The organism is Mesorhizobium sp. LEGMi-168a (genome assembly GCF_058312955.1).
Map to the genome: position 1 here is coordinate 150,479 of NZ_JBZEGV010000010.1, position 21,627 is coordinate 172,105.

At 63.5% G+C, this 21,627-nt stretch carries 19 protein-coding genes; 9 read left to right on the forward strand and 10 right to left on the reverse strand.

Annotated elements, in window-relative coordinates; genetic code table 11:
* Position 1: 1 nt before the first annotated feature.
* Together AC4FWB_RS16005 and AC4FWB_RS16010 are read left to right on the forward strand one after the other, a co-directional pair.
* A complete protein-coding gene (locus AC4FWB_RS16005) occupies positions 2-838 on the forward strand; it encodes an ABC transporter permease (protein ID WP_491027163.1) in 837 nt (278 codons plus the stop codon).
* On the forward strand, positions 835-2,472 hold the full coding sequence (locus AC4FWB_RS16010; RefSeq protein WP_491027164.1) for an ABC transporter ATP-binding protein: 1,638 nt from the start codon (positions 835-837) through the stop codon (positions 2,470-2,472). Before AC4FWB_RS16005 ends, AC4FWB_RS16010 begins: the two co-directional genes overlap by 4 nt.
* A 10-nt stretch (positions 2,473-2,482) precedes the next feature.
* Here AC4FWB_RS16010 and AC4FWB_RS16015 read toward each other — a convergent pair whose 3' ends face one another.
* The 10 genes from AC4FWB_RS16015 to AC4FWB_RS16060 form a co-directional block, all read right to left on the reverse strand.
* A complete protein-coding gene (locus AC4FWB_RS16015) occupies positions 2,483-3,694 on the reverse strand; it encodes a GNAT family N-acetyltransferase (RefSeq protein WP_491027165.1) in 1,212 nt (403 codons plus the stop codon).
* A 4-nt stretch (positions 3,695-3,698) separates the two neighbouring features.
* Complete coding sequence (locus AC4FWB_RS16020; RefSeq protein WP_491027166.1) at positions 3,699-4,943, reverse strand: acyl-CoA dehydrogenase family protein; 1,245 nt, start codon at positions 4,941-4,943, stop codon at positions 3,699-3,701.
* A gap of 30 nt (positions 4,944-4,973) precedes the next feature.
* Complete coding sequence (locus AC4FWB_RS16025; RefSeq protein WP_491027168.1) at positions 4,974-6,116, reverse strand: LLM class flavin-dependent oxidoreductase; 1,143 nt, start codon at positions 6,114-6,116, stop codon at positions 4,974-4,976.
* Positions 6,113-7,549, reverse strand: coding sequence for an LLM class flavin-dependent oxidoreductase (locus AC4FWB_RS16030; RefSeq protein ID WP_491027170.1), 1,437 nt, complete (start codon positions 7,547-7,549; stop codon positions 6,113-6,115). Before AC4FWB_RS16030 ends, AC4FWB_RS16025 begins: the two co-directional genes overlap by 4 nt.
* 10 nt (positions 7,550-7,559) lie before the next feature.
* A complete protein-coding gene (locus AC4FWB_RS16035) occupies positions 7,560-8,792 on the reverse strand; it encodes an acyl-CoA dehydrogenase family protein (RefSeq protein ID WP_491027171.1) in 1,233 nt (410 codons plus the stop codon).
* A complete protein-coding gene (locus tag AC4FWB_RS16040) occupies positions 8,789-10,204 on the reverse strand; it encodes an LLM class flavin-dependent oxidoreductase (RefSeq protein WP_491027172.1) in 1,416 nt (471 codons plus the stop codon). Before AC4FWB_RS16040 ends, AC4FWB_RS16035 begins: the two co-directional genes overlap by 4 nt.
* Before the next feature lie 755 nt (positions 10,205-10,959).
* Positions 10,960-11,133, reverse strand: coding sequence for a hypothetical protein (locus AC4FWB_RS16045; protein WP_491027173.1), 174 nt, complete (start codon positions 11,131-11,133; stop codon positions 10,960-10,962).
* Between the two features lie 32 nt (positions 11,134-11,165).
* Complete coding sequence (locus AC4FWB_RS16050) at positions 11,166-12,290, reverse strand: WD40 repeat domain-containing protein (protein ID WP_491027175.1); 1,125 nt, start codon at positions 12,288-12,290, stop codon at positions 11,166-11,168.
* On the reverse strand, positions 12,287-12,628 hold the full coding sequence (locus AC4FWB_RS16055; protein ID WP_491027177.1) for a hypothetical protein: 342 nt from the start codon (positions 12,626-12,628) through the stop codon (positions 12,287-12,289). Before AC4FWB_RS16055 ends, AC4FWB_RS16050 begins: the two co-directional genes overlap by 4 nt.
* Positions 12,628-13,083, reverse strand: coding sequence for a hypothetical protein (locus tag AC4FWB_RS16060; RefSeq protein ID WP_491027178.1), 456 nt, complete (start codon positions 13,081-13,083; stop codon positions 12,628-12,630). The genes AC4FWB_RS16055 and AC4FWB_RS16060 overlap by 1 nt, the downstream gene beginning before the upstream one ends.
* Before the next feature lie 561 nt (positions 13,084-13,644).
* Between AC4FWB_RS16060 and AC4FWB_RS16065 the strand changes: the two genes are divergently transcribed.
* The 7 genes from AC4FWB_RS16065 (at position 13,645) to AC4FWB_RS16095 (ending at position 21,594) form a co-directional block, all read left to right on the forward strand.
* Positions 13,645-15,318 carry an aromatic/alkene/methane monooxygenase hydroxylase/oxygenase subunit alpha gene (locus AC4FWB_RS16065; protein ID WP_491027179.1) on the forward strand — a complete coding sequence of 558 codons (1,674 nt, stop codon included), beginning with the start codon at positions 13,645-13,647 and terminating at the stop codon, positions 15,316-15,318.
* 103 nt (positions 15,319-15,421) lie between these two features.
* Entirely contained in the window at positions 15,422-16,480 is a 1,059-nt protein-coding gene (locus tag AC4FWB_RS16070; protein WP_491027180.1) for an NADH:ubiquinone reductase (Na(+)-transporting) subunit F, read from the forward strand.
* Between the two features lie 53 nt (positions 16,481-16,533).
* Positions 16,534-17,592 carry an aromatic/alkene monooxygenase hydroxylase subunit beta gene (locus tag AC4FWB_RS16075; protein ID WP_491027182.1) on the forward strand — a complete coding sequence of 353 codons (1,059 nt, stop codon included), beginning with the start codon at positions 16,534-16,536 and terminating at the stop codon, positions 17,590-17,592.
* A gap of 17 nt (positions 17,593-17,609) precedes the next feature.
* Positions 17,610-17,978 carry an MmoB/DmpM family protein gene (locus tag AC4FWB_RS16080; protein ID WP_040968968.1) on the forward strand — a complete coding sequence of 123 codons (369 nt, stop codon included), beginning with the start codon at positions 17,610-17,612 and terminating at the stop codon, positions 17,976-17,978.
* An 85-nt stretch (positions 17,979-18,063) separates the two neighbouring features.
* On the forward strand, positions 18,064-19,086 hold the full coding sequence (locus AC4FWB_RS16085) for an amidohydrolase family protein (protein WP_491027184.1): 1,023 nt from the start codon (positions 18,064-18,066) through the stop codon (positions 19,084-19,086).
* Positions 19,087-19,091: 5 nt separating this feature from the next.
* On the forward strand, positions 19,092-19,886 hold the full coding sequence (locus tag AC4FWB_RS16090; protein WP_491027186.1) for an iron-sulfur cluster assembly protein: 795 nt from the start codon (positions 19,092-19,094) through the stop codon (positions 19,884-19,886).
* 76 nt (positions 19,887-19,962) lie between these two features.
* Complete coding sequence (locus AC4FWB_RS16095) at positions 19,963-21,594, forward strand: molecular chaperone GroEL (RefSeq protein WP_491027187.1); 1,632 nt, start codon at positions 19,963-19,965, stop codon at positions 21,592-21,594.
* Positions 21,595-21,627 lie beyond the last annotated feature (33 nt).

The following is a 21,627-nucleotide window of genomic DNA, read 5'->3' on the forward strand; positions in this document are numbered from 1 at the left end:
CGTGGCGGCGCGAAACCCGCTCCTCCAGCATCCCGGGGCTGTCGCGGGCGCCCTGGTGCTTGCCGCGATTGTCTTCACGGCGCTGTTTGCGAACCAGATCTATCCGGGCGATCCCTGGCGCATGGTGGCGCGGCCCAACCTGCCGCCGTTCAGCCCCGGCTACCCGCTGGGCACCGACATGCTGGGCAGGGACCTTGCCGCCGGCATCGTCCACGGCGCCCGCGTGACGCTTTTGATCGCGCTGTCGGTGACGGCGCTGTCGGTCGCCTTCGGCACGCTCGTCGGGTCGGTCGCCGGCTATTTCGGCGGGATGGCCGACGACGTCGCGATGCGCTTCACGGAGTTCTTCCAGACGATCCCGAGCTTTCTGCTCACCGTCGTGATCGTGGCCATCGTCGCGCCGACGCCGAGCTCGATCATCGTCGCGATCTCCGTCGTCAGTTGGCCGCAGATAGCGCGGCTGGTGCGGGCGCAAGTGCTGGCCAGCACAAACCTGGACTACGTCAAGGCCGCGCGGGTCGGCGGTCTTTCCAATCTGCGCATCGTCACCGGCCATATTCTGCCTAACGTGCTGTCGCCGGTGATCGTGGCGGCGTCGCTGATGATCGCGACGGTCATCCTGATCGAATCCGGCATCAGCTTCCTTGGCCTCGGCAATCGCGATGCCGTGACATGGGGTTTCCTTCTCGGCACCGGCCGGTCCGCCTTTCGCGTCAACTGGTGGCTCTCCACCTTCCCCGGCATCGCGATCTTCCTGACGGTGCTCTCGCTCAACCTTGTCGGTGACGGCCTCAACCACTGGCTCAATCCACGCAACCGAAGCCGGGGGCGGCGATGAGCGCGCTGGTCGAAGTCAATGCGCTGTCAATCGCTCTGCCCGAAGGAGCCGACCGCGACCTGGCGCTTGATCAAGTTTCGCTGTCGGTCGATCGCGGCGAAGTGGTTTGCCTGGTCGGAGAATCCGGCTCCGGCAAGTCGGTCCTCGGCGCGGCGATTGCGGGTCTCATGCCTCGCGACGAGCTGCGTTTCATCGGAGGCACCATCGGCTTCGACGGTACCGATATCAGCCAATTGCCTGAAGCGTCCTTCAGGCAATTGCGGGGAAAGCGCATCGGCTTCGTCTTCCAGGAACCGATGTCGGCGCTCAATCCGGTTCTGACCGTCGGCGAGCAGATCGAGGAAGCTCTCGTCGCGCATGGCTATGGCAATCGCGACAGGCGGCGCGCCCGCGTTCTGGAGCTGATCCGCGCGACCCGGCTGCCGGATCCCGAGGCGATCGCTCGGCGGTATGCGCATCAGCTTTCCGGCGGGCAGCGGCAACGCGTCATGATCGCGGTCGCCATCGCAAACGAGCCCGAGCTGCTGATCGCCGATGAGCCGACGACGGCGCTGGACGTGACCACCCAGGCAGAAATCCTGCGCCTCATCCTCGATATCCGCGACCGGCTCGGCCTTGCCGTATTGTTCATCACCCATGACTTCGGCGTGGTCGCCGAAATCGCCGACAAGGTGGTGGTGCTGAAGGAAGGCAAGGTGGTGGAGGCGGGGACGACCTCTGCCGTCCTCGATGCGCCCGCCGATCCTTACACGCGCGAGCTTCTCAGCGCGGTTCCAGTGCTGTCGCCCGGACCGGCGAAGGTGTCCGCAACGCCGCCGTTGCTCGAGGTGAAACAACTGTCGAAAACCTATCGCGCGCGCCGAAAACTGTTCGGCGCGACTGTTGCGTCGGTGGCTGCGGTCGATAATGTCGATCTCGTTGTCGGTCGGGGTGAGACCGTGGCGCTTGTCGGCGAGTCGGGCTCGGGAAAGACGACGCTTGGCCATTGCATCGCCGGCCTATTGCGCCGCGACGATGGATCGATCCGCTTTGAGGGCCGGGACATTGGCGAACTGAAACGGGACCGCGCGCTGCGGAGCCGGATCCAGATGGTGTTCCAGGACCCGTTCGCCTCGCTCAATCCGCGCCATCGTGTTCGCCGCATCGTCACCGAGGCTGCAATCGTCAACGGGTTGGACAAAGCCACCGCGGAAGAACGCATGCTGCATCTGCTTGAACGGGTCGGCCTCCCACCCTCCGCGGCGGATCGTTTTCCGCATGCGTTCTCGGGCGGCCAGCGTCAACGCATCGGTGTGGCGCGGGCGCTGATGCTGCAGCCCGACCTTCTTGTCGCCGACGAACCGGTCTCCGCGCTCGATGTTTCGGTTCAGGCACAGGTCCTGCAGCTGCTCGGCGACATCCGGCGCGAGATGGGGCTGGCCATGTTGTTCATCACCCACGACCTGCGCGTCGCGGCCGCGATCGCCGACCGCATCGCGGTGATGAGAAGCGGTCGTATCGTCGAGAGCGGGAGCCCCGCCGATATCCTGTCCGCGCCCAAATCGGACTACGCGAAAGCCCTGCTCGCCGCGATTCCCGGTCAGGCCTGGGAGAAGGGTCGCAAGGACGGCGAGACGCGCGCGGCGGCGGAGTGAAGGCGCAAGATCAGAACATCGTGCCGGAATGCGGCAGCTCCGGCACTCTAAACAACGCGTCGAGCTTGGCGATCGTCGCGGGGCGTTCCGCTTTCACCTGACCGGCCTGGGCCAGTTGCCACCATCTCGTTCCCCCGAGATAGGCAGCAGCCAGCGCCGATACGTCTACACTGGCCTCCGCCCTTTCGTTGGTTGCCGCAGCGCCCTTCGCCGACAGGCGGATGGTGCCATTGTTCTCGGGCAGCAGGCGATCGGCGATATCGATGACCACGGTCTCGTCGGCGCCATAGGTTCTCGCATCGAGGGCGGCCACGACATCGACCAGCCGAAGCCAGGTTTCGTCCCGAACCGAGGTGATAGCGACGCAGCGGCGATCTTCGAACAGCAATGGCAGCGCGTCGTCCAGCGGGCGGCTCCAGAACACGATCCGATGCGCGAGATCGACCGTCAGCAGATAGGAAACCAGTGCGATATAGGTCTGCGGCGTGGCGGCGACGATGTCATCGACGACGATGGTCCGCTGCGAACTGGTGAACCAACTGTCCAGCCCGACCGGGTGATAGCGCACGAAGCCATCTTCGTTCCCTGCGGCTCCGTGCACGGCGACATAGGTGGGAGCCGAGGACAGCGATTGCTTGAATTTCTGGAATTCCCACCAATAGGTCGACCGGTCGATGACGCCGGGCCGCCGCCACCCATGCTCGGCATAGATTTGCGCGAGCAGATCCCAGGCGCTACCGGCATCGGCAAGCCGGACATCGCCGTGACGCGCAACGCCGGGCCGCAGCCGGGCACGTTCCCTGTCGACCTCGAACGTCGCCGACGAGTTCGCGACGCCATAGCCGAAATGGCCGTAGATGCGAGCATCCGATGCCCTGAGCGAGGCGATGGTCTCGCCGCGATCGCGCGCGTCTTTCAGCTGCCGCGCCGCAAGCGCCGTCGCTATGCCACGGCGCGTGTGGGTCGGCAGCACGCCGACATGGGTGACGGCAGCCTGCGGCAGGCGGGCGCCACCGGGGGCGAGCAGGCCTCCCGAATAGGAGTCCGTCGTTCCGACCAGCTCGCCGCCTATGAAGGCGCCATAGGCGCGTCCCGGCTCGAAGATCGCCGCAACGTCATCTGCTTTGATAGGAGGCAGAGGCAGGCCAACCATGGCAGCGCGGAATACCTCCCCGGCGCGCAGCAGGTCGTCATGCCGGTCGAGGATGCGGATGTCGGCCATCGTTCTATTCCGCGGCGATTTTTGCCGCTTTGGTGTTGGGCGGCGGCGCGTAGACGCGCGGCTGGGGCAGCTTGCCGGTCAGCACATGGACGCCGACTTCCTTCGCGCGATAGGAGACCGGATCGTGCACCGTGTGCGTCCTCACATTGCGCCAATAGATGTCGAGACCGTATTTGTTGGCGGTCGAGCGGGCGCCGGTCACCTCGTAGATGCGCGACGTGACCTCAAGCGAGATGTCGTTGGCAACGATCTTGGCCTGATCGGTGATGAGAGCGAGCTCGCCCCATTGCTCGGCGGTGAGACCGGGACCGGCGGCGAGCGCATGCTGGTAGAGTGCGGCCGCCTTGTCGGCAAGCGCCACGCCGGCGGCAATGCCGGCCGACAGGCGGCCGAGCGTCAAATGGTAGTAGGGATCGTCGACTGCCTTATCCAGGCCAGACTCCGGCCATGGCCTGCCGTCCTTGCGGACATAGGCGGCGGCCGCGGCAAGGGCGCCCTCGGCAATGCCGAGATAGAAATTCACGAAAATGAGCTGGCTGAACAACACGCGCAGCCCGTCGCGGCGTTCGACATCGCCTTCGTAGTGATCAAGTCCGGTCAACAGCTCGTCCGGGAAAGCCTCGACCTTATCGAAGGTGATGCTGCCGCTGGCCGTCAGCCTCTGGCCGAGATTGTCCCAATCACCGCCGAAACTGATGCCGGCGCGACCGGGCGGGATCTGGAAATGGGCGCGCCTGTCGCCGTCCCACAGCGAGACGGTGATCACCTGCGACACGGACGCGCCCGTCGCGAAGGTCCGCTTGCCGTTGACCAGATAGTGATCCTTGACGCGCTCGAGATCGGCCCATTGGTCGCGCGGGTTGCTGACGCCGCCCTGGAACCAGCCTTGTTCGCCGACCCCGCGCGCGGTCTTTTCCCATTGCTCCGGCGTCCCCAGTATGTAGGTCCAGACGCCGTTCGAATAATGATAGGCGATGAGCTGGCCGATCGATCCGTCGGCGGCCGCGATGATGCGGCTGAGCTGAAGCGCCTGGACCAGATTGCCGCCCGCGCCGCCGAATTCGCGCGGCGCGGCAAAGCCCAGCAGCCCGGCCTCGCGCAGCCAGGACAGTTCCTCATGCGGGTCTTTGTTGGCGCGGTCGCGCTCGAGCGCCGTTGCGGCCAGCCGGTCGGCTACAGAGCGCGCGATCTTCTGCCATTCGGCGAATTCCTTGTCGCCGACCCCAACATAGTTCTCGACTGCCGCCATCTGTAAATTCTCCTGCTATTAGTGGCCTGATCACGCAGCTTGCGCAGCGATCAGTCTTTTGCTCTTGAGGATCGCGGCCGCGCCTTCGGCGAAGAAATAGGCCTCTTCGACATGCGGCTGACCCGAAAGGATGAAGTGGTCGAAGCCGAGCGCGTGATACTCCTCGATGCGCTCCGCGATCTGCTCGTGGCTGCCGACCAGCGCGGTGCCGGCGCCGCCGCGCACCAGCGCGTAACCGGCCCAGAGATTGGGCGCGATTTCGAGGTCGCGCGCCGTCCCGCCGGTCACCGCCGCCAGCCCGGATTGCTGTTGAAGCGCGGTCATCCTGCGCTGTCCGATCGACTCGGTGCGCGCGAGGACCGCCTGGGCGCTCTGGACCCGCTCCGGCGTTATCTTTTCCAGCAGCCGGGCCGCCTCGCTCCAGGCGAGCGCCTCGGTGTCGCGGCTGATCACATGCAGGCGGATGCCGAAGGAAAGCTTGCGGCCATTCGCATCCGCCAGCGCGCGCATGCGGGCGATGCGCTCGCGCACCTGGTCCGGCGGCTCGCCCCAGGCCAGATAGGTATCGACGTGTCGCGCCGCGACTTGCTCGGCGGCCGGGCTCGCGCCGCCGAAGAATATTTCGGGGAAGGGCCAGGGTCCGAAATCGATCCGCGCGCCCTCGATCCGGTAATGCTCGCCATTGAAGTCGAAAGCCGGCTCGCCGGGCTGGCGTGCAACACCGCGCATCACATCGAGAAATTGGCCGGTGCGCTGATAGCGCTGGTCGTGATCGAGCCAATCGCCGAAGCGGCGCTGCTCGAGCGGGTCGCCGCCGGTGACGATGTTGATCAACAGGCGCCCGCCGGAAATGCGCTGGAAGGTCGCCGCCTGGTGCGCGGCCAGCGTCGGCGTCACCAGCCCAGGCCGGAAGGCGACAAGGAACTTCAGTCGCTTCGTGACCTGGCTGAGTGCCGCGGTGGTGATCCAGGCGTCTTCGCACCAGGTTCCGGTCGGGGTCAGCACCGCCTCGTAACCAAGCAGCTCGGCCGTTCGCGAAATCTCGCCAAGATAGTCGATGGTCGGCTTGCGGAAGCTCGACGGCCCTCCGATCACATGCGAGTCGTCGCCCGAGCCGACGATCTCGCGGCTGTCGCCATTGGTCGGCAGATACCAGTGCAGATGTAGGCTCATTCCGCCGCCGTCCGTGTTTGACTGCCCGCGTCAAGCGCCGAAAGATCGCGATAGCGGGCGCCGGGATGATCCTCGCGAAGGCGCCGCTGGCCGCTTCCCTGGAATCGCTCGCGGATTGTCGCGGGCTGGCTTGGCCGCCCGCGAATGCGCCCGCGTCGCCTGAGCTCGGGCACCACGAACTCGATGAAATCCTCGAAGGATCCCGGGCTGATCGCATAGGCGATGTTGAAGCCGTCGACGCCGGTCTCGTCGGCCAGCCGTTCGAGTTGGTCGGCGACCGTTGTCGGCGAGCCGACGAGCTTGGGGTGAATGCCGCCGATGCCGATATATTCGGCGATGTCGCCGACCGTCCAACGCCTTGCCGCGTCGACCGCGGTGAGTCCGGCAAGAGCCGAGCGTCCGGCATTGGTCTCGATGTATTCGAGCGGATGGTCGAGCGGGTAAGTCGACCAGTCGACGCCGGTCCAGGCTGAGAAGAGGGCGAGCGCTGCCTCGATGCTGGTGTAGGACAGGTAGTCCTTGTACTTGGCTTGCGCCTCTTCGTCGGTGGCCGCCGGGATGACACTCACCGCCGTGATGAATTTGATGGCGTCGGGCGCGCGGCCGAGCTCGACGGCGCGCGAGCGGATCGCCTCTATCGAGCGGCGAATCGCGGCATGGTTGGTGCCGCCCAGGAAGACGACCTCGGCGTTGCGCGCGGCGAATTCTCTGCCGCGCGGCGAGGTTCCGGCCTGGTAGAGCAGCGGGGTGCGCTGCGGGCTCGGCTCGGAGAGATGCGCGTCGGGGACCCGGTAATATTGGCCGTGATGGTTGATCGGGTGGACTTTCGCCGGATCGGTGTAGATGCCGCGCTCGCGGTCGCGCACCACCGCGCCGTCCTCCCAGGAGCCTTCCCAGAGCTTGTAGGCGACGTCGAGAAATTCCTGGGCGCGGTCATAGCGTTCGTCATGGTCGATCTGCCGCTCGAGGCCGAGGTTCCTGGCGGCCGATTCCAGCACCGAGGTGACGATGTTCCAGGCGATGCGGCCCTTGGTCAGATGGTCGAGGGTCGTGAACTTGCGCGCCAAAAGATAGGGCTGCTCGTAGGTCGTCGAAACGGTGATGCCGAAACCGAGATGCCTGGTCGCCGCCGCCATGGCGGATACGAGCAGCAAGGGATCGTTGACCGGCGATTGGGCGGCGGTGCGCAGCGATGCGTCCGGCGTGCCGGCAAAGACATCGAGATGGCCGAGCGCGTCGGCCAGGAACAGTCCGTCGAACCCGCCATCGTCGAGCAGCCTGGCGAGCGAGGTCCAGTATTCGAGGCTGGTGTAGGTGTCGGCCTTATCACGAGGATGACGCCAAAGGCCCGCCGAGACATGGCCGACCACGGTCATGCCGAAGCCGTTCAGGATCAGCGGCTTCTTGCCGGCCGGAGTCGATGTCTGGGTCATTGCTTGCCTGTCATGAATAGTAGGTGGGAAGAGGAGGACGGCCGTTGAGCGCGTAGTCGCCGACTTCCAAAACCTTGTAGTGAACCGGGTCGTGCAGGCTGATGGTGCGAGCGTTGCGCCAGTAGCGATCGAGACCGAGGCCGCGCGACGTCGAGCGGGCGCCGGTCAGCTCGAAGACGCGGGACGTCACTTCGAGAGCGACCTCGGTCGAATGCACTTTCGATTGGTAGGCGATGGCCGCGGCCGCGCCGCGGTCCTCCTCGGTTAGACGGTCGCCTTTTTCCACGGCTCGCTGCAGCACGCGTCCAGCCTCGTCGGCGAGCGCGACGGCCGAGGCGAGCGCGATCGAAAGCCGGCCGTAACGCTCGACGATCAGCGTGTCCTCGCCGGCCGTCTTCGCGGGCGAGGTCAGCCAGGGCCGTGAGCGCTCGCGCGTATAGGCGGCTGCTTCCTCGAACGCGCCGAGCGCCGTGCCGAGAAGGAGTTCTCCGAAGGCCTGCTGGCCGATGACGACATGCAACGTTTGCGCCGGCGTCTGGACGGCGTCTTCAGCCCGGTGGCCTACAAGATCCTCCTCGGAGACGAAGACATTTTCGAGCGTCGCGCTGCCGCTGACCGTCAGCCGCTGGCCGATATTGTTCCAGTCGTTGCCGAAGCTGAGACCCGGACTTGGATTGGCCACGATGAACTGGGCGATATGGCTGCCGACATCTTCATCGCCGATCCGCGTTGCAGCGGCGAAACGCACCCATACCTGCAGCGTGTCGGCCACCGCCGCGCCGCTGGCAAAAGGTTTTGCGCCATTGAGAACGAAGCCGCCGCCGGACCGGCTGGCGGTGATCAAGGGCTCGTAAGCCGCCTGGGCGATGCCGGCATGGAACCAGCCATGCCGCAGAAAGCCATCGACACGCTTGCGGATGAGCGCCTCGTTGCTGCCGGCGAGCCCGATCGCCGAGCCGAACAGATGCAGCATCGCGAGCTGGGCGACCGACGTGTCGCCCTTGGCGATGATGCGGACGATCTGCAGCACCTGCGCGGCTGTCGCGCCGCCACCGCCGAATTTCTTCGGCACGAAGATCGTCAGCAGGCCGGCGCTGCGCAGCAGGTCGATCTCGGCGCGCGGTTCGAGGCCGGCGAGATCGCGTTCGGCGCCGGTGCGCCTGAGTTCCCGCGCCACTTCTTCCGCTCTGGCTATCCAGGACTGGAAGAGGTTCGCTTCTATCGATCCCTGGTGCACGGTCATAGTCCGGCCTCCCCGGCCGATTGCGATCCAGGCTGGAAAGCAAATTTAGCCGCTGGATGCGTCAGGTCCGGCCGGCCATCCGGCGTGCCGAACAAGCGCTCGCGCAAGGTGCCTCTGGCGTTCTCGCGTACGCGGCCACGCCTGGACAGCTCCGGCACCACGTGGTTGGCGAAGTCGATGAAACTGCCGGGGTTGACGATGTGGATGAGGTTGATCCCGTCCGTGTCTGTTTCCTCGAGCCATTGTTCGAGCTGGTCGGCGACCGCGACCGGGCCGCCCACCAGGGCCTTGCCTCGCCCAAAACCGCCCGCGGGCGCGAGCGCGTCACGCAGCGTCCACGTCCTGCCGGACGCCGGATCGTCGAACATCTTCAGCAGCGACCGGTTGGAATTGGTTTCCTGGTAGCGAAGCGGTGCGTCCAGATCCTGGTCGGCGTAATCGATGCCGGTGCTGGCGGAATAATGGGTCAGGGCGCCGCGCACGTCATAGTAGGCGCGGTAGTCGGCAAATTTTGCCTGCGCGCCGCTGTCCGTCTCATCGGTGACAACAGAGAGCGCGCTGACGAACTTGATCGTGTCCGGATCCCGTCCGGCTTTCCCCGCCAGCGCCTTGATCTCGGCGACGTTGCGGCGGATGCCGCCGGCATCGGCGCCAGCGACAAAAACGACTTCGGCGTGGCGCGCGGCGAAGCGCTGGCCGCGTGGCGAGCCGCCGGCCTGGAAGATGACGGGCACGCGCTGCGGGCTCGGCTCGGAAAGGTGGCGGCCAGGCACCGAGTAATACCGGCCATGATGGCCGATCGGATGCACCTTGGCCGGATCGGTATAGAGGCCATGCGGATTGGCCTCGCTGCCCCGATCGCGCACGATCGCGTCGTCTTCCCACGAGCCTTGCCAGAGCTTGTAGGCGACCTCCAGGAATTCGTCGGCGCGGTCGTAGCGCTCGTCGTGCGGAAGCTGCTTTTCCAGCCCGAGATTGCGCGCCGCACTGTCGAGTTGCGAGGTCACAACGTTCCAGGCGACGCGCCCCTCGCTGATATGGTCGAGCGTAGTGAATTTTCGCGCCAGCAGATATGGCTGCTCATAGGTCGTCGAGACGGTGATGCCAAACCCCAACCGCTTTGTGGCGCCGGCGAGCGCTCCGACAAGAAGCAGGGGATCGTTGACGGGCGACTGCACACCACCGCTCAGAGACGCCGCCGGACCGCCGCCATAGACGTCGAGCAGACCCAACGCGTCGGCGATGAACAGGCAGTCGAAGCCGCCGGCATCGAGGATTTGCGCCAACTCGATCCAGTGATCGAGATCGGTATAGCGGAACGTCCGATCGTCAGGATGCCGCCAGAGGCCATAATTGACGTGGGAGACGGCATTCATTGTGAAGCCGTTGAGGATAATGGATCTGCTTGTCATGTCCTGCCTGTCCGCGAAACAGCGACGTGCACGGCAACTGCGTTTCGTCGAGCCGTTTCGAGTATGGTCGCAAGAACGAAGAGTCGACGAGAGCTTCGAGCGAAGCGAGCAAAAACAATCTAATCTATAGTCTTAGTAGAGAATTTGCGGTGCAGTCGCTTCGAGCGATGTGCGACCTGGACAGCTGGATTTTGTCGGGAGAAGAGGGGATGGTGCCCAGAGGCGGAATCCAAGTGATGGAAATCTGCCTTTGTTTCCAGATAATTGAACGTTAATTACTGATAATTCTACCCAACAAAAATACCAACAGAATATTCCTGTGGATGCTTCGGATCCCCGAATTTTAGTTATCCGTCCGAAGGCAGCCCAATCGCGCGACCGATCGCCGGCTTGGAACACGCCACCACGGCAGTCCGTATTGACGATTGCGGAAATTGTCCATAGCGCCCCCTGCAGGCAAGATCCTGAATGACTGCTTGGCGCCTCATGTCAGCCGGGAGGTAACTTTTGCCACACGCCGGGAAAGTAGACATCTGGGTGACGATGCTACCGGTCGCGTTGATGGCAGCGCAGTTGCCTCGAAAGCGTAGATGTCACAGCATTCTCCTCGGCGGAGACGACAAACCGCCTTGATGCGTCGACTGTTTTGTCGCGGTTCACCTGAATGGCTTCACGGCCGCCGCCAGGAGGAAAACATTCTACAAACGCTTCCAAAGCGCGACTCGGAAGGTGACCCGTCAAAAACGCCTTGAAGCTCAATTGGTCTTCAGAGGGCCTGCTCGGTTTTCGGCAATCCACCGTGCAGCCAGCACCAATGCCCCCATGCTGAAATCCTTGCCATGCTTGGCCACCATCTCTTCCGACAATTTGGCGAGGCGTTCGAAAAAATCGTCCTTGCTCTTCTCTTCGGCTGTGAGTTCGGTCTGCATTCCATCCTCCTGCTTGATGCGGATCGCTTCGACTATTTGAAAAGCATTGCCGGGAAGGTGACGATTGCCGCTGTGCCATCCGCCATGCCTGCCGCCAGATGCCGTCCGTCGCCGGACCAGGCCAGCGCGGTAATCGTGCTGCCGGAAGTCTTCACGACAAGTTCGTCGCGCGACCCGATCTGGGCGACAGTGATCCAGCCGTTGGCGTAGCCTGCGGCAATGAGCTTCCTCTCCGGGTGCGCCGCCAACGTCTCGACAGAAACCAGCCCAGCCCTACCCGTTTCCAACGCGCCGGAAGTCGCTTCGTCAAACGGCGGGGCTGCCATCGACCAGCCCGCGATGCGGAACGCGCCCGACGCAAACAGCGCATTCCCTGGCGTGCTCCAGCACACTGTCCGGACCGGCGAAGGAAATCCCCCGACGATGCCTGAGCGGCCATCCGCCAGGCAGAACAGGGCAAAGCCTCCTGTTTCAAGTCCGCATGCCAGCCATGAGCCGTCGTAACTCCAGCGGATGGAAGTCGGGCGTGAGGGAGTGGAAAATTCATGTATCGGCACGGGATTGCCGTCGACCATCCAGATTGACGTCCCGTTGCCGGAATTGAAGGCGAGCCGTTTCCCGTCCGGCGAAAACGCGACTGCGTCCGTCGACGAAGACGCTTGTTGCAGCTTCACCACTTCATCGCGGGCGCGCGACAGGAAGACATCATGTCCATCGCTGATGGCCGTCATGGCTGTCGGGGTGCTGTGGGCGATAGCGACGATCGGTCCTTCGATCTTGATGGATGGTTGCGAGACTTGGCCGTCGGCCCGCAGGTGTGTTATCTCGCCGGTTGCAGTGCCGACCAGGAAGTCGGAGCGAAGATAGCTGGTGATCGGTGCGTCACCGTCTCCCAACACTTGAGTGGCGATTAGTGGAGCCGGCTGCCTCTCGCGTGGTCGGATCGTCGTCTGTCCGAGGTCGCCGCTGACCCTGACCCGCGATTCCGGTGGTTCCTGATCAGCCGTCTGGCCGATTGCGACGGATCCGTCCACGGACGCGAATGCGACAGTTGAGCCGTCGGCGCTGAAACACACATCGGCAACCGCCTCCGGGCGCCGCCAGCTTCGTGCCAGGAGGTCGAACGGCGTCAGGTTTTGCATTGCTTGCTGGTTCACGGCTTGTCTCCACCACTGCCGCCCGTCGCTTGCGCAAGCGCGCGGTCCACATCCGCGACCTCGCCCTCGACTGCCACGATGCGGTCCTCGCTCTTCAGGCATGCCTGCCTCGCGGCCGCGGCACTCTCTTCAGCGTCATGCAAATCCTGCACCAGTTCAGTGCTGCCGCCATGTCTGCCGATCTCGAGCTGCAGGCGCAGCACCTCCATCTCGATACCGGAGAGCTTCTGATTGAGCCGCTGTGCTTCGGCGGTGAGCGCCGAGACTTCGGCGACGAGAGCCAATCGGCGAGCGACCAGCGCGGCCAGTCCAGCGTCGTGTCTCGTGTCGCCGCTCATCACTTTTTCTCTGTCGGTTTTTCGAACGCGGACAGCAATCCCGGCAGACCATCAACCTGTGTCCGGAACTGCTTTTCGGCGGTTTCGATATGGCTCTTGAGTTGGTCCCAGATGTCGACGCGGATCATGGACGTGGTGTCGCCGGTAAGATGCTCAATCTCGGCGATGCGGAACTGGCGCGACAGCGAAACGCCGGAAAACACGAAGTCGCGCAACAGGATCGCGTGGCTTTCGATGAACAGATGGATCATCGGATGCGTCTCGGCGGTCACGCCGCTGGCGGCAAGCTCGGCCCGGATGAAATCCTGGAAATGGCTTTGCAGACGGTGCTGGCTCTCGCCCATGAACCGCATCACGAAAACGAGGTCGCGCGGCATCAGCCTGACGAGCTCGGCGGTCACGTCGTCCGACTGGTTGGGCCGGGGAAGGCCCGGGCTGTCATTGTCGCTCGGCATCGTCTTTCTCGGCACTGCCTCTCGCCCGAGATCGGTCATCAAATAATGTATGAAATGACTGAAATGAATAGAGGTCGATTATTTTATTTATATCGCAGTCGCTAAAAGTATATATTGCATCGCACAAAAGACATACAAATATTACATATGTAATATACAACTGTAAAATATCGTTACAGTCGTCCGGGAATTCGCCGGCTAAACCAGTGGCGGCCTCCGCCAAAGAGCGCCCGCAGGCTCAAAATTCAAACTGGCACGGGGCTTGCTTTACCTATTCGCATAAGAAGCCCATCGCGTTCCGACGCGGTGCCAAAAGAACGAAGGACCGGAGGAAGCAGCAGCACACGCGCTTCGATACGCCCATCGCAAGATGCGACTGGGGTGTCGCAGTGCCCGCAGCCCACCTCGAGAACCTTTGCCGCGATCCACTTGAATGGTTGGACCCTGTGTCGCGCCTGAGGGCGCAACCCTTTGTCATGCCGTTCGCAAACTCACTGGCGGCGTTGTGTGCCGTCTCATGCCCTGGATCGAGGGATCCATGGCTCAACCTGGTGGAGGCTTATGACGATGTCGTCGTTGACACTTAACAAGATTACCTCGCAGCGCGGTATTTCCGTGGGCGAGGCGACCAAGAAGATTTCCGACCTCGGTTGGAACCCGACCTATGTCCAGGAAGCGATGACGTTTCCGACCGACTACAAGATCGCCAAGGCGCCGCGCGATCCGATGAAGCAGGTGCTGCGCTCCTATTTCCCCATGCAGGAGGAAAAGGACAATCGCGTCTACGGCGCGCTCGACGCCGCTCTTCGCGGCGACATGTTCCGCAATGTCGAGCCGCGCTGGGTGGAGTGGATGAAGCTCTTCCTCGCCATCATTCCCTTCCCGGAAATTTCCGCCGCACGCTCGATGGCGATGGTGGCGCGGCTGGCGCCCGGCGAGGACCTCAGAACCGGCTTCACCATGCAGATGGTCGATGAGTTCCGCCACTCCACCATCCAGATGAATCTGAAGAAGTGGTACATGGAGAACTATATCGACCCGGCGGGCTTCGACATCACCGAGGAAGCCTTCGGCAAATGCTATGCGACCACGATCGGCCGCCAGTTCGGTGAAGGCTTCATCACCGGCGACACCATGACGGCCGCCTGCATGTATCTGACCGTCGTCGCCGAGACGGCGTTCACCAACACTCTCTTCGTAGCCATGCCTTCGGAAGCCGCGCGCAACGGCGACTATGCGCTGCCGACCGTCTTCCTGTCGGTGCAGTCCGACGAGAGCCGGCACATCGGCAACGGCCACTCGCTGCTGATGGCAGCGCTGAAGGAGCCGGAGAATCACCTGCTGCTCGAGCGCGACATGCGCTACGCCTTCTGGCAGAACCACGCCATCGTCGACGCCGCGATCGGCACCTTCATCGAATACGGCACCACCAACCGCGACAAGTCGAAGGAATCCTACGCGGAGATGTGGCACCGCTGGATCTACGAGGATTACTACCGCACCTACATGCTGCCGCTCGAGAAATACGGCATCAAGATCCATCATGACGACGTCCAGGCCGCCTGGGAGCGCATCACCAAGAAGAACTACGTCCACAAGGTCGGCCAGTTCTTCGCGGTCGGCTGGCCGGTCAACTTCTGGCGCATCGAGGCGCAGACCGACAAGGACTTCGAGTGGTTCGAGCACAAATATCCAGGCTGGTACGCCGAGTTCGGCGATTTCTGGAAATGGTACGCCAAGCTCAGCCACAAGGGCGAGAAGGTGCTGCTGTTCAACAGCGATGTCGGCTACGTCTATCCGCACCGCTGCTGGTCATGCCTGGTGCCTTGCTTGATCCGCGAGGACATGGTGGTCGATGAGATCGACGGGCAGCTGCACACCTTCGCCCACGAGCTCGACCGCTGGACCGCCGTCGAAGCCTTCGCCGACGAGTATCAGGGCCGTCCGACACCCGCGATGGGCCGCTTCAGCGGCAAGCGCGAATGGGAGACGCTCTATGACGGCTGGGACCTCGCGGACGCCATCAAGGACCTCAACTTCGTCCGCTCCGACGGCAAGACGCTGATCCCGCAGCCGCACCTGCGCTTCGGCGCCGACGAGCAGTGGACGCTCGACGACGTGCGCGGCAACATCCTCGGATCGCCGCTCAAGGCGCTCCGCGCCATGTCGCCGGCGGACCGTGAGAAGCATCTCGCTGAGTACCGGGCGGGCTTCACCATCACGCCCTTCAACTGACCATCCGTGCGCGGGGGCCGGATCTCCGACCCCCGCGACATTCCGGAGCAAAGCCACTTCCCGCCCCGCAGGGCGGGAACGGAGAGGAATTGGGAGGTTATCGATGACTGGTGCTCATACGGTGCGCCTGGAGCCGGTCGGCGTCGAGTTCGAGGTCGAAAACGGCGAAACGGTCCTGAATGCGGCTTTCCGCCAGGGCATCGCGCTGCCGCATGGCTGCAAGGAAGGGCAATGCTCGGCCTGCAAATGCGTGCTGCTCGAAGGCGAAGTCGACATGCTGAAATACTCGACCTTCGCGCTCAACGACATGGAGAAGGAGAGCGGCCACGTCTTGTTGTGCCGGTCGATCGCCTATTCCGACATGCAGGTCGAGCTCCTCAACTACGACGAGGAGGTCCTGGCGAAATCGATCGCGGTGAAGACGTTCAAGGGCCGGATCTCCAAGTTCGAGCATCTGACCCACGACATCCGCGGCATCGAGATCGAACTCGGCTCGCCGATAAAATTCTGGGCTGGGCAATATGTCGACATCACAGTCACCACGCAAAAAGGGGAGACGATTACGCGCTCGTTCTCCATGGCAAATACGCCGGACCAAACCCAAAAGCTCTCCTTCATCATCAAGAAATACCCCGAAGGAAAGTTCTCCGGAGAGCTCGATTCCGGAGGCATCCGCGTCGGAGCCGAGGTCACCGTCGTCGGGCCCTATGGAACCTGTTTCCGACGTGAAGAGCGGCAAGGTCCCCTGATCCTGGTCGGCGCCGGCTCCGGCATGTCGCCGGTCTGGTCGATCCTCAACGATCACCTGAAGAGCGGCGAGAAGCGGGAGGTCTATTTCTTCTACGGCGCGCGCACGCCCGCCGACCTGTTCTATCTCGACAGGATCGCCGAGCTTGCCGGCCGCCACCCGGAGCTGAACTTCATCCCCGTTCTCTCGCACGTCAACGGCGAGACCTGGGACGGCGAGCGCGGTTTCGTGCACCAGAGCGTCGACGCCAAGCTCAAGCAGCTCGCGGTCGACGGGCAGGGCGACGTCTATGCCTGCGGTCCGCCGCCGATGATCGATGCGCTGCAGCCGGTGCTGTTCATGAACGGCTTCGAGACCGAACGCATCTTCTTCGACCGGTTCACCACATCGTCCAACGCCACCCCGGCCCATTGAGGCGGGCCGGAGCCGACGACATCAGAGCAACTGCAACAAAGGGAGTGAAGACAATGGTAGCAACGTCGAGTTCAGTAGGATCGGGAGCCGCGGGAGCCGCGATCTTCGCCGATTCGGACAGCCGCAAGTATCGGTACTTCGATCCGAAAGGTCAGCGCGCCACCCATTACGAGGATGTCACGGTCGACGTGCAGCCCGACCCCGAGCGCTACCTGATCCAGGACTGGATCATCAACTTCTCGAACGGCAAGGGCGCCTACGTCAAGGACAACACGGCCGCCAGGAGCTCGAACTGGCATGCGTTCCGCGCTCCCGACCAGGAATGGGAACGCACGCACTACCAGCGCCAGTCGAAGATCGAGACGATGGTGCAGAGCGTCATTACCAACGCCCGCCGGGCCGGCGCTCCGAAGACGTTCGACAAGGTCTGGGCCAAGCTCCTGCAGGCGCATCTCGGGGCATGGAAGCACGCCGAGTTCGGTCTGGGCACGTCGCTCATGCAGGCGCAGCGCTATGGCTACACGCAGATGATCAACAACGCGACGCTGACCAACTCCTCCTACAAGCTGCGTCTCGCGCAGGACATAACGCTCTATCTCGCCGAGATCGGCATGGACATCGCCGGCTGGGACGACGAGCTCGGCAAGAAGCACTGGCTCGAGGATGGCGTGTGGCAAGGCACGCGCGAAGCGGTCGAGACCATCATGGGCACGACCGACTATCTCGAGCAGTACTTCGCCATCAACATCGTCTTCGAGCCGCTGGTCGGCGAGTTGTTCCGCTCCGGCTTCCTCATGCAGGCGGCTGCGGCCAACCACGATTTCATCACGCCGCCGGTGATTTCGGCCGCCGAAGCCGACTACGAGCGCAACCTCGCCAACACCATCGACCTGATCTACCTGCTCGCCCACGACGAGAAGCACGGGGCGGCGAACAGGAAGCTGTTCCAGGGTTGGGTGAACAAGCACGGCGTGCTCGCCGACAAGGCAGCCACCGGCCTCCAGCCGATCTGGTCGATGCCGCATTCCAAGCCGGTTTCCTTCACCGACGTTCGCGCCCAATCCGAAGAACGGATCGGCCGGATCCTCGGCGAACTCGGCCTCAAGCGCTGAACAGGGGAGAAAAGATCATGTCAGTAGCAGCACGCGACGCCTCGCAGTCCAACATCTTCAAGTCGATGAAGGACATCACCTTCGAGCAGACGATCTCGCACCAATGCGGCGTCACCATGAACGACTCCGTCGAGGCCCGCGCCATCGCCGAATTCATGGGCAAGAAGCCGGGGGTCATCGTCACCTACCAGCCGGCCATGATCCGCATCGACGGCAACGGCAAGCTGATCTTCAAGATGGACGAGATCAGCGAATATCTCGGCCGCGAGATGACGGCCGAGATCTTCGAGGTCAACACCTCCACCCACTACGGCCGCATGGTGCGCATCGACGACAACACCGTGATCCTGTTCGGGAACATGGATGAGGTCTTCGAATACATCTGAGGAAGTCCCGGCGCGCTGCCTGGACGCGGCGCGCCGGCCCCCCGTCAACACGGCGCCCAATAAGACAACGACTGCGGAGGCAGAAATGTACAGGACACCTGAAGGCAAGGATATCTTCGTGGTCGACGGCCACACCCATTTCTGGGACGGCAGCCCGGAAAACCAGAAGAACATCCACGGCAAGCAGTTCATCGACTGCTTCTATGCCTATCACACGGGCCTGAGCCCGAAAGAGCAGCTCTGGGAGAAGGGCAAGTTCGAGAAATACAGCGCCGACGATCTCTACCGCGACCTGTTCATCGACGGCCCGGACGACGTGGCGATCGTCCAGTCGACCTATCTGAAGGATTTCTACAAGAACGGCTTCAACACGATCGAGCGCAACGCCGAGGTCGCCAAGCGCTATCCGGAGCGCTTCATCGTCAACGGCGCCTTCGATCCGCGCGATGGTGAGAAGGCGCTGGAATACATCCACTTCATGAAGGAGACCTACGACATCAAGGGCGTGAAGATGTACACGGCCGAGTGGAACGGCGCCTCCAAGGGCTGGAGGCTGACCGATCCCGATGCCTACAAATGCTTCGAGCTGTGCCAGAAGCTCGGCATCAGGAATATCCACGTCCATAAGGGTCCGACGATCATCCCGCTCAGCAAGGACGCCTTCGACGTGCATGACGTCGACCATGCGGCGACCGATTTCCAGGGTCTCAACTGGGTCGTCGAGCATTGCGGGCTGCCGCGCCTTGACGATTTCTGCTGGATCGCGACGCAGGAAACCAACGTCTATGGCGGCCTGGCGGTGGCGCTTCCCTTCATCCACTCGCGCCCCCGCTATTTCGCCGAGGTCATCGCCGAGCTGCTGTTCTGGATCGGACCCGAGAAGATCCTGTTCGGCTCCGATTACGCGATCTGGACGCCGCGCTGGCTGGTCGAGCGCTTCTGGGCCTTCGAGCTGCCGGAAGACATCAAGAAGGAGCGGGGCGTCGATCTCACGCCGGAGACCAAGGAGAAGATCCTCGGCCTCAATGCCGCGCGCCTCTACAACATCGACATCGATGCCAAGAAGAAGGCGCTCGCAAGCTCGCCCTTCAGCATCGCAGCGGAGTAGGGACCATGGCAACCGCCAGCGTTTCCGGCAGCCGCGAGAAGGAGCTCTGGCGGCGACTCGGCGAGGTCAACGACCCGGAGCTCGACGAACCGGTCACCGAGATGGGCTTCGTCGAGCGGGCCGAGGTCACGGGCGAGGGCAGCGTCGAGGTCGACTTCCGCCTGCCGACCTATTGGTGCTCGCCCAATTTCGCCTTCCTCATGCTCGACGGCGTGCGCCAGGCGCTCGACCAGCTCTCCTGGTCGCCCGCCTATCGCGTCAAGCTGCACGACCACATGTTCGCGGAAGAGGTCAATCGCGGCATCGAGGCCGGCAAGACTTTTGGCGAAATATTCGCCGGGCTTGCCGGAGACCAGGATATCGGCGCGTTGCGCGAGACCTTCAGCAAGAAGGCGTTCAAGCGGCGTCAGGAAGCCGTGCTGCTTGGTCTGAGGAAGCAAGGGCTGACGGATTGCGAGATCCTCGGCATGGACCTGGGAGCGTATGACGTCGCCCGTCTCGGGGCCGGCGACGTCAACCAGAAAGCGAGATACCGGGCAGCGCTTGTCGAGCGCTTTCCGGAGCGCAGGCAGGGCGATCCCGTCTTCGTCACCTGGGAGGGGCAGCAAATTCCGTCCGAGGCCCTCGATGCCTATCTCGCGGAGTTGCGCGCCGTGCGCATCAACATGGAGTTCAACGGCGCGCTTTGCCGTGGGCTCAAGCAGGCAAGATACAAGGAACTGGATGTGATCGACGGGGAGCCGACGCTGGTCGACTTCATCATGGATCGCGTGCCGGAGCGAAGCGCGCCGGTCGCTTAAGCAGAACCGAAAGCAACGGCCTCCTTCGCACGAGGCCCCCAACCAACAAACCGCCCGTAAGGCGGAAGGAGGAGTCATGCCCAAAATTATGCTTCACAATTCAGAGGCCCGTCGTGCCCTTGCCCGTGGCGTTTTTCGACTGGCGACGGCTGTCGAGCCTACGCTCGGTCCCAAAGGCATGAATGCCATGATCGACCGGCCGATCGGGACACCGATGGTGACCCGCGACGGCGTCAGCATCGCCTCTGAGATCGAGCTCCACGATCGCTTCGAGAACATGGGCGCGCAGGTCGTCCGAGAAGTGTCGATGCAGACCAACGAGGTCGCCGGCGACGGCACCACGACCGCCATCGTGCTTGCCAACGCGCTGATCCAGGGCGGCATCGAGGCGAATGAACGCGGCGCCAAATCCGTCGATCTGTGCAAGGGCATCGAGCTTGCCGTAGGAGCGGTGGTCTCAGCCCTCAAGGCTTCGGCCAAGCCTGCCAAAGGCAATGGCGTCCTCACCTCGGTCGCCAACATCGCCGCGACCGATGCCAGGCTCGGCGCGCTCGTGGCGGAAGCGCATCAGCGCGTCGGCGCCGAAGGCGTCATCACCACCGACTTCAGCATAACCACAGAAACCACGCTCGACGTGGTCGAGGGCATGTCTTTCGATCGCGGCTACCTCTCGCATCACATGGTCACCGACCAGGAGAAGATGGAGGCCGTGCTCGAACGGCCCTTCATCCTGATGACGGATCTCAAGATCAAGGAGCCTCAAGCGCTCGAGGCTGCGCGTCGCATCGCCGACGAGGCCGGGCGGCCGCTCCTGATCGTGTCGGAGGAAGTGTCGCCGGAAGTTGTCGTCACACTGCTCGGCAAGCAGGGGCCTGGCAAATACCTCGTCGTCCATCCGCCGGAATACGGCCATTGGCGCAAGGCGATGATGGAGGATCTGGCGATCATTACCGGCGGCAAGGTGATTGCCCGCGATCTCGGCGGCCGGATCGAGGACATCACGGTCGACGATCTCGGGACCGCTGACCGGGTGAAGACCAGTTCGTCCTACACTACGATCATTCGCGGCGGCGGCGACCATGACGCGATCGCGTCACGGCGCGCGCAGGTGCAGCGGCAATATGAGGCCGCGCCGCCGAACATCGAGCAGGACAAGCTGCGCGAGCGCCTGGCCAAGCTCTCGGGCGGCACCGCGATCCTCTACGCCGGCGGCGTCACGCCGGTCGAGCAGAAGCGGACGATCCAGCTGATCGAGGATTCGCTGAATGCGGTGCGCGCGGCTTCCGAGGAGGGCGTGGTCGCCGGCGGTGGTTCGGCACTTGCCCAGATCGCGCCGCTACTCGACAAGGTGACGGCCGGTGTCGATGGCGACGTCGCCGAAGGGGTGCGCCTGGTCCGCTCTGTGCTGACACGGCCGCTATGGCGCATCGCCGCCAATGCGGGCGCCGATCCCGAGGCCGTGGTGGCCGAGGTGACGCGCATCAATGGCGGCTACGGCTACAACGCATCCGCCGGCAGCTACCAGAACATGTTCGAAGCCGGGATCGTCGACCCCGTCCGCGTCACCTATACGGCGCTCGCCAACGCGGCTTCCGTGGCGACGCTGATCCTGACCACCGAAACGTTGATCGGCGACCTCGCCGAGGACGAGGACCCGACCGCCGGGCCGGCGCTCGGCGGCGGCGCCGAAAAGCTTGGCCGCGCCTGACGCGGCATTCACCGAACGATTTGAAAGGACACG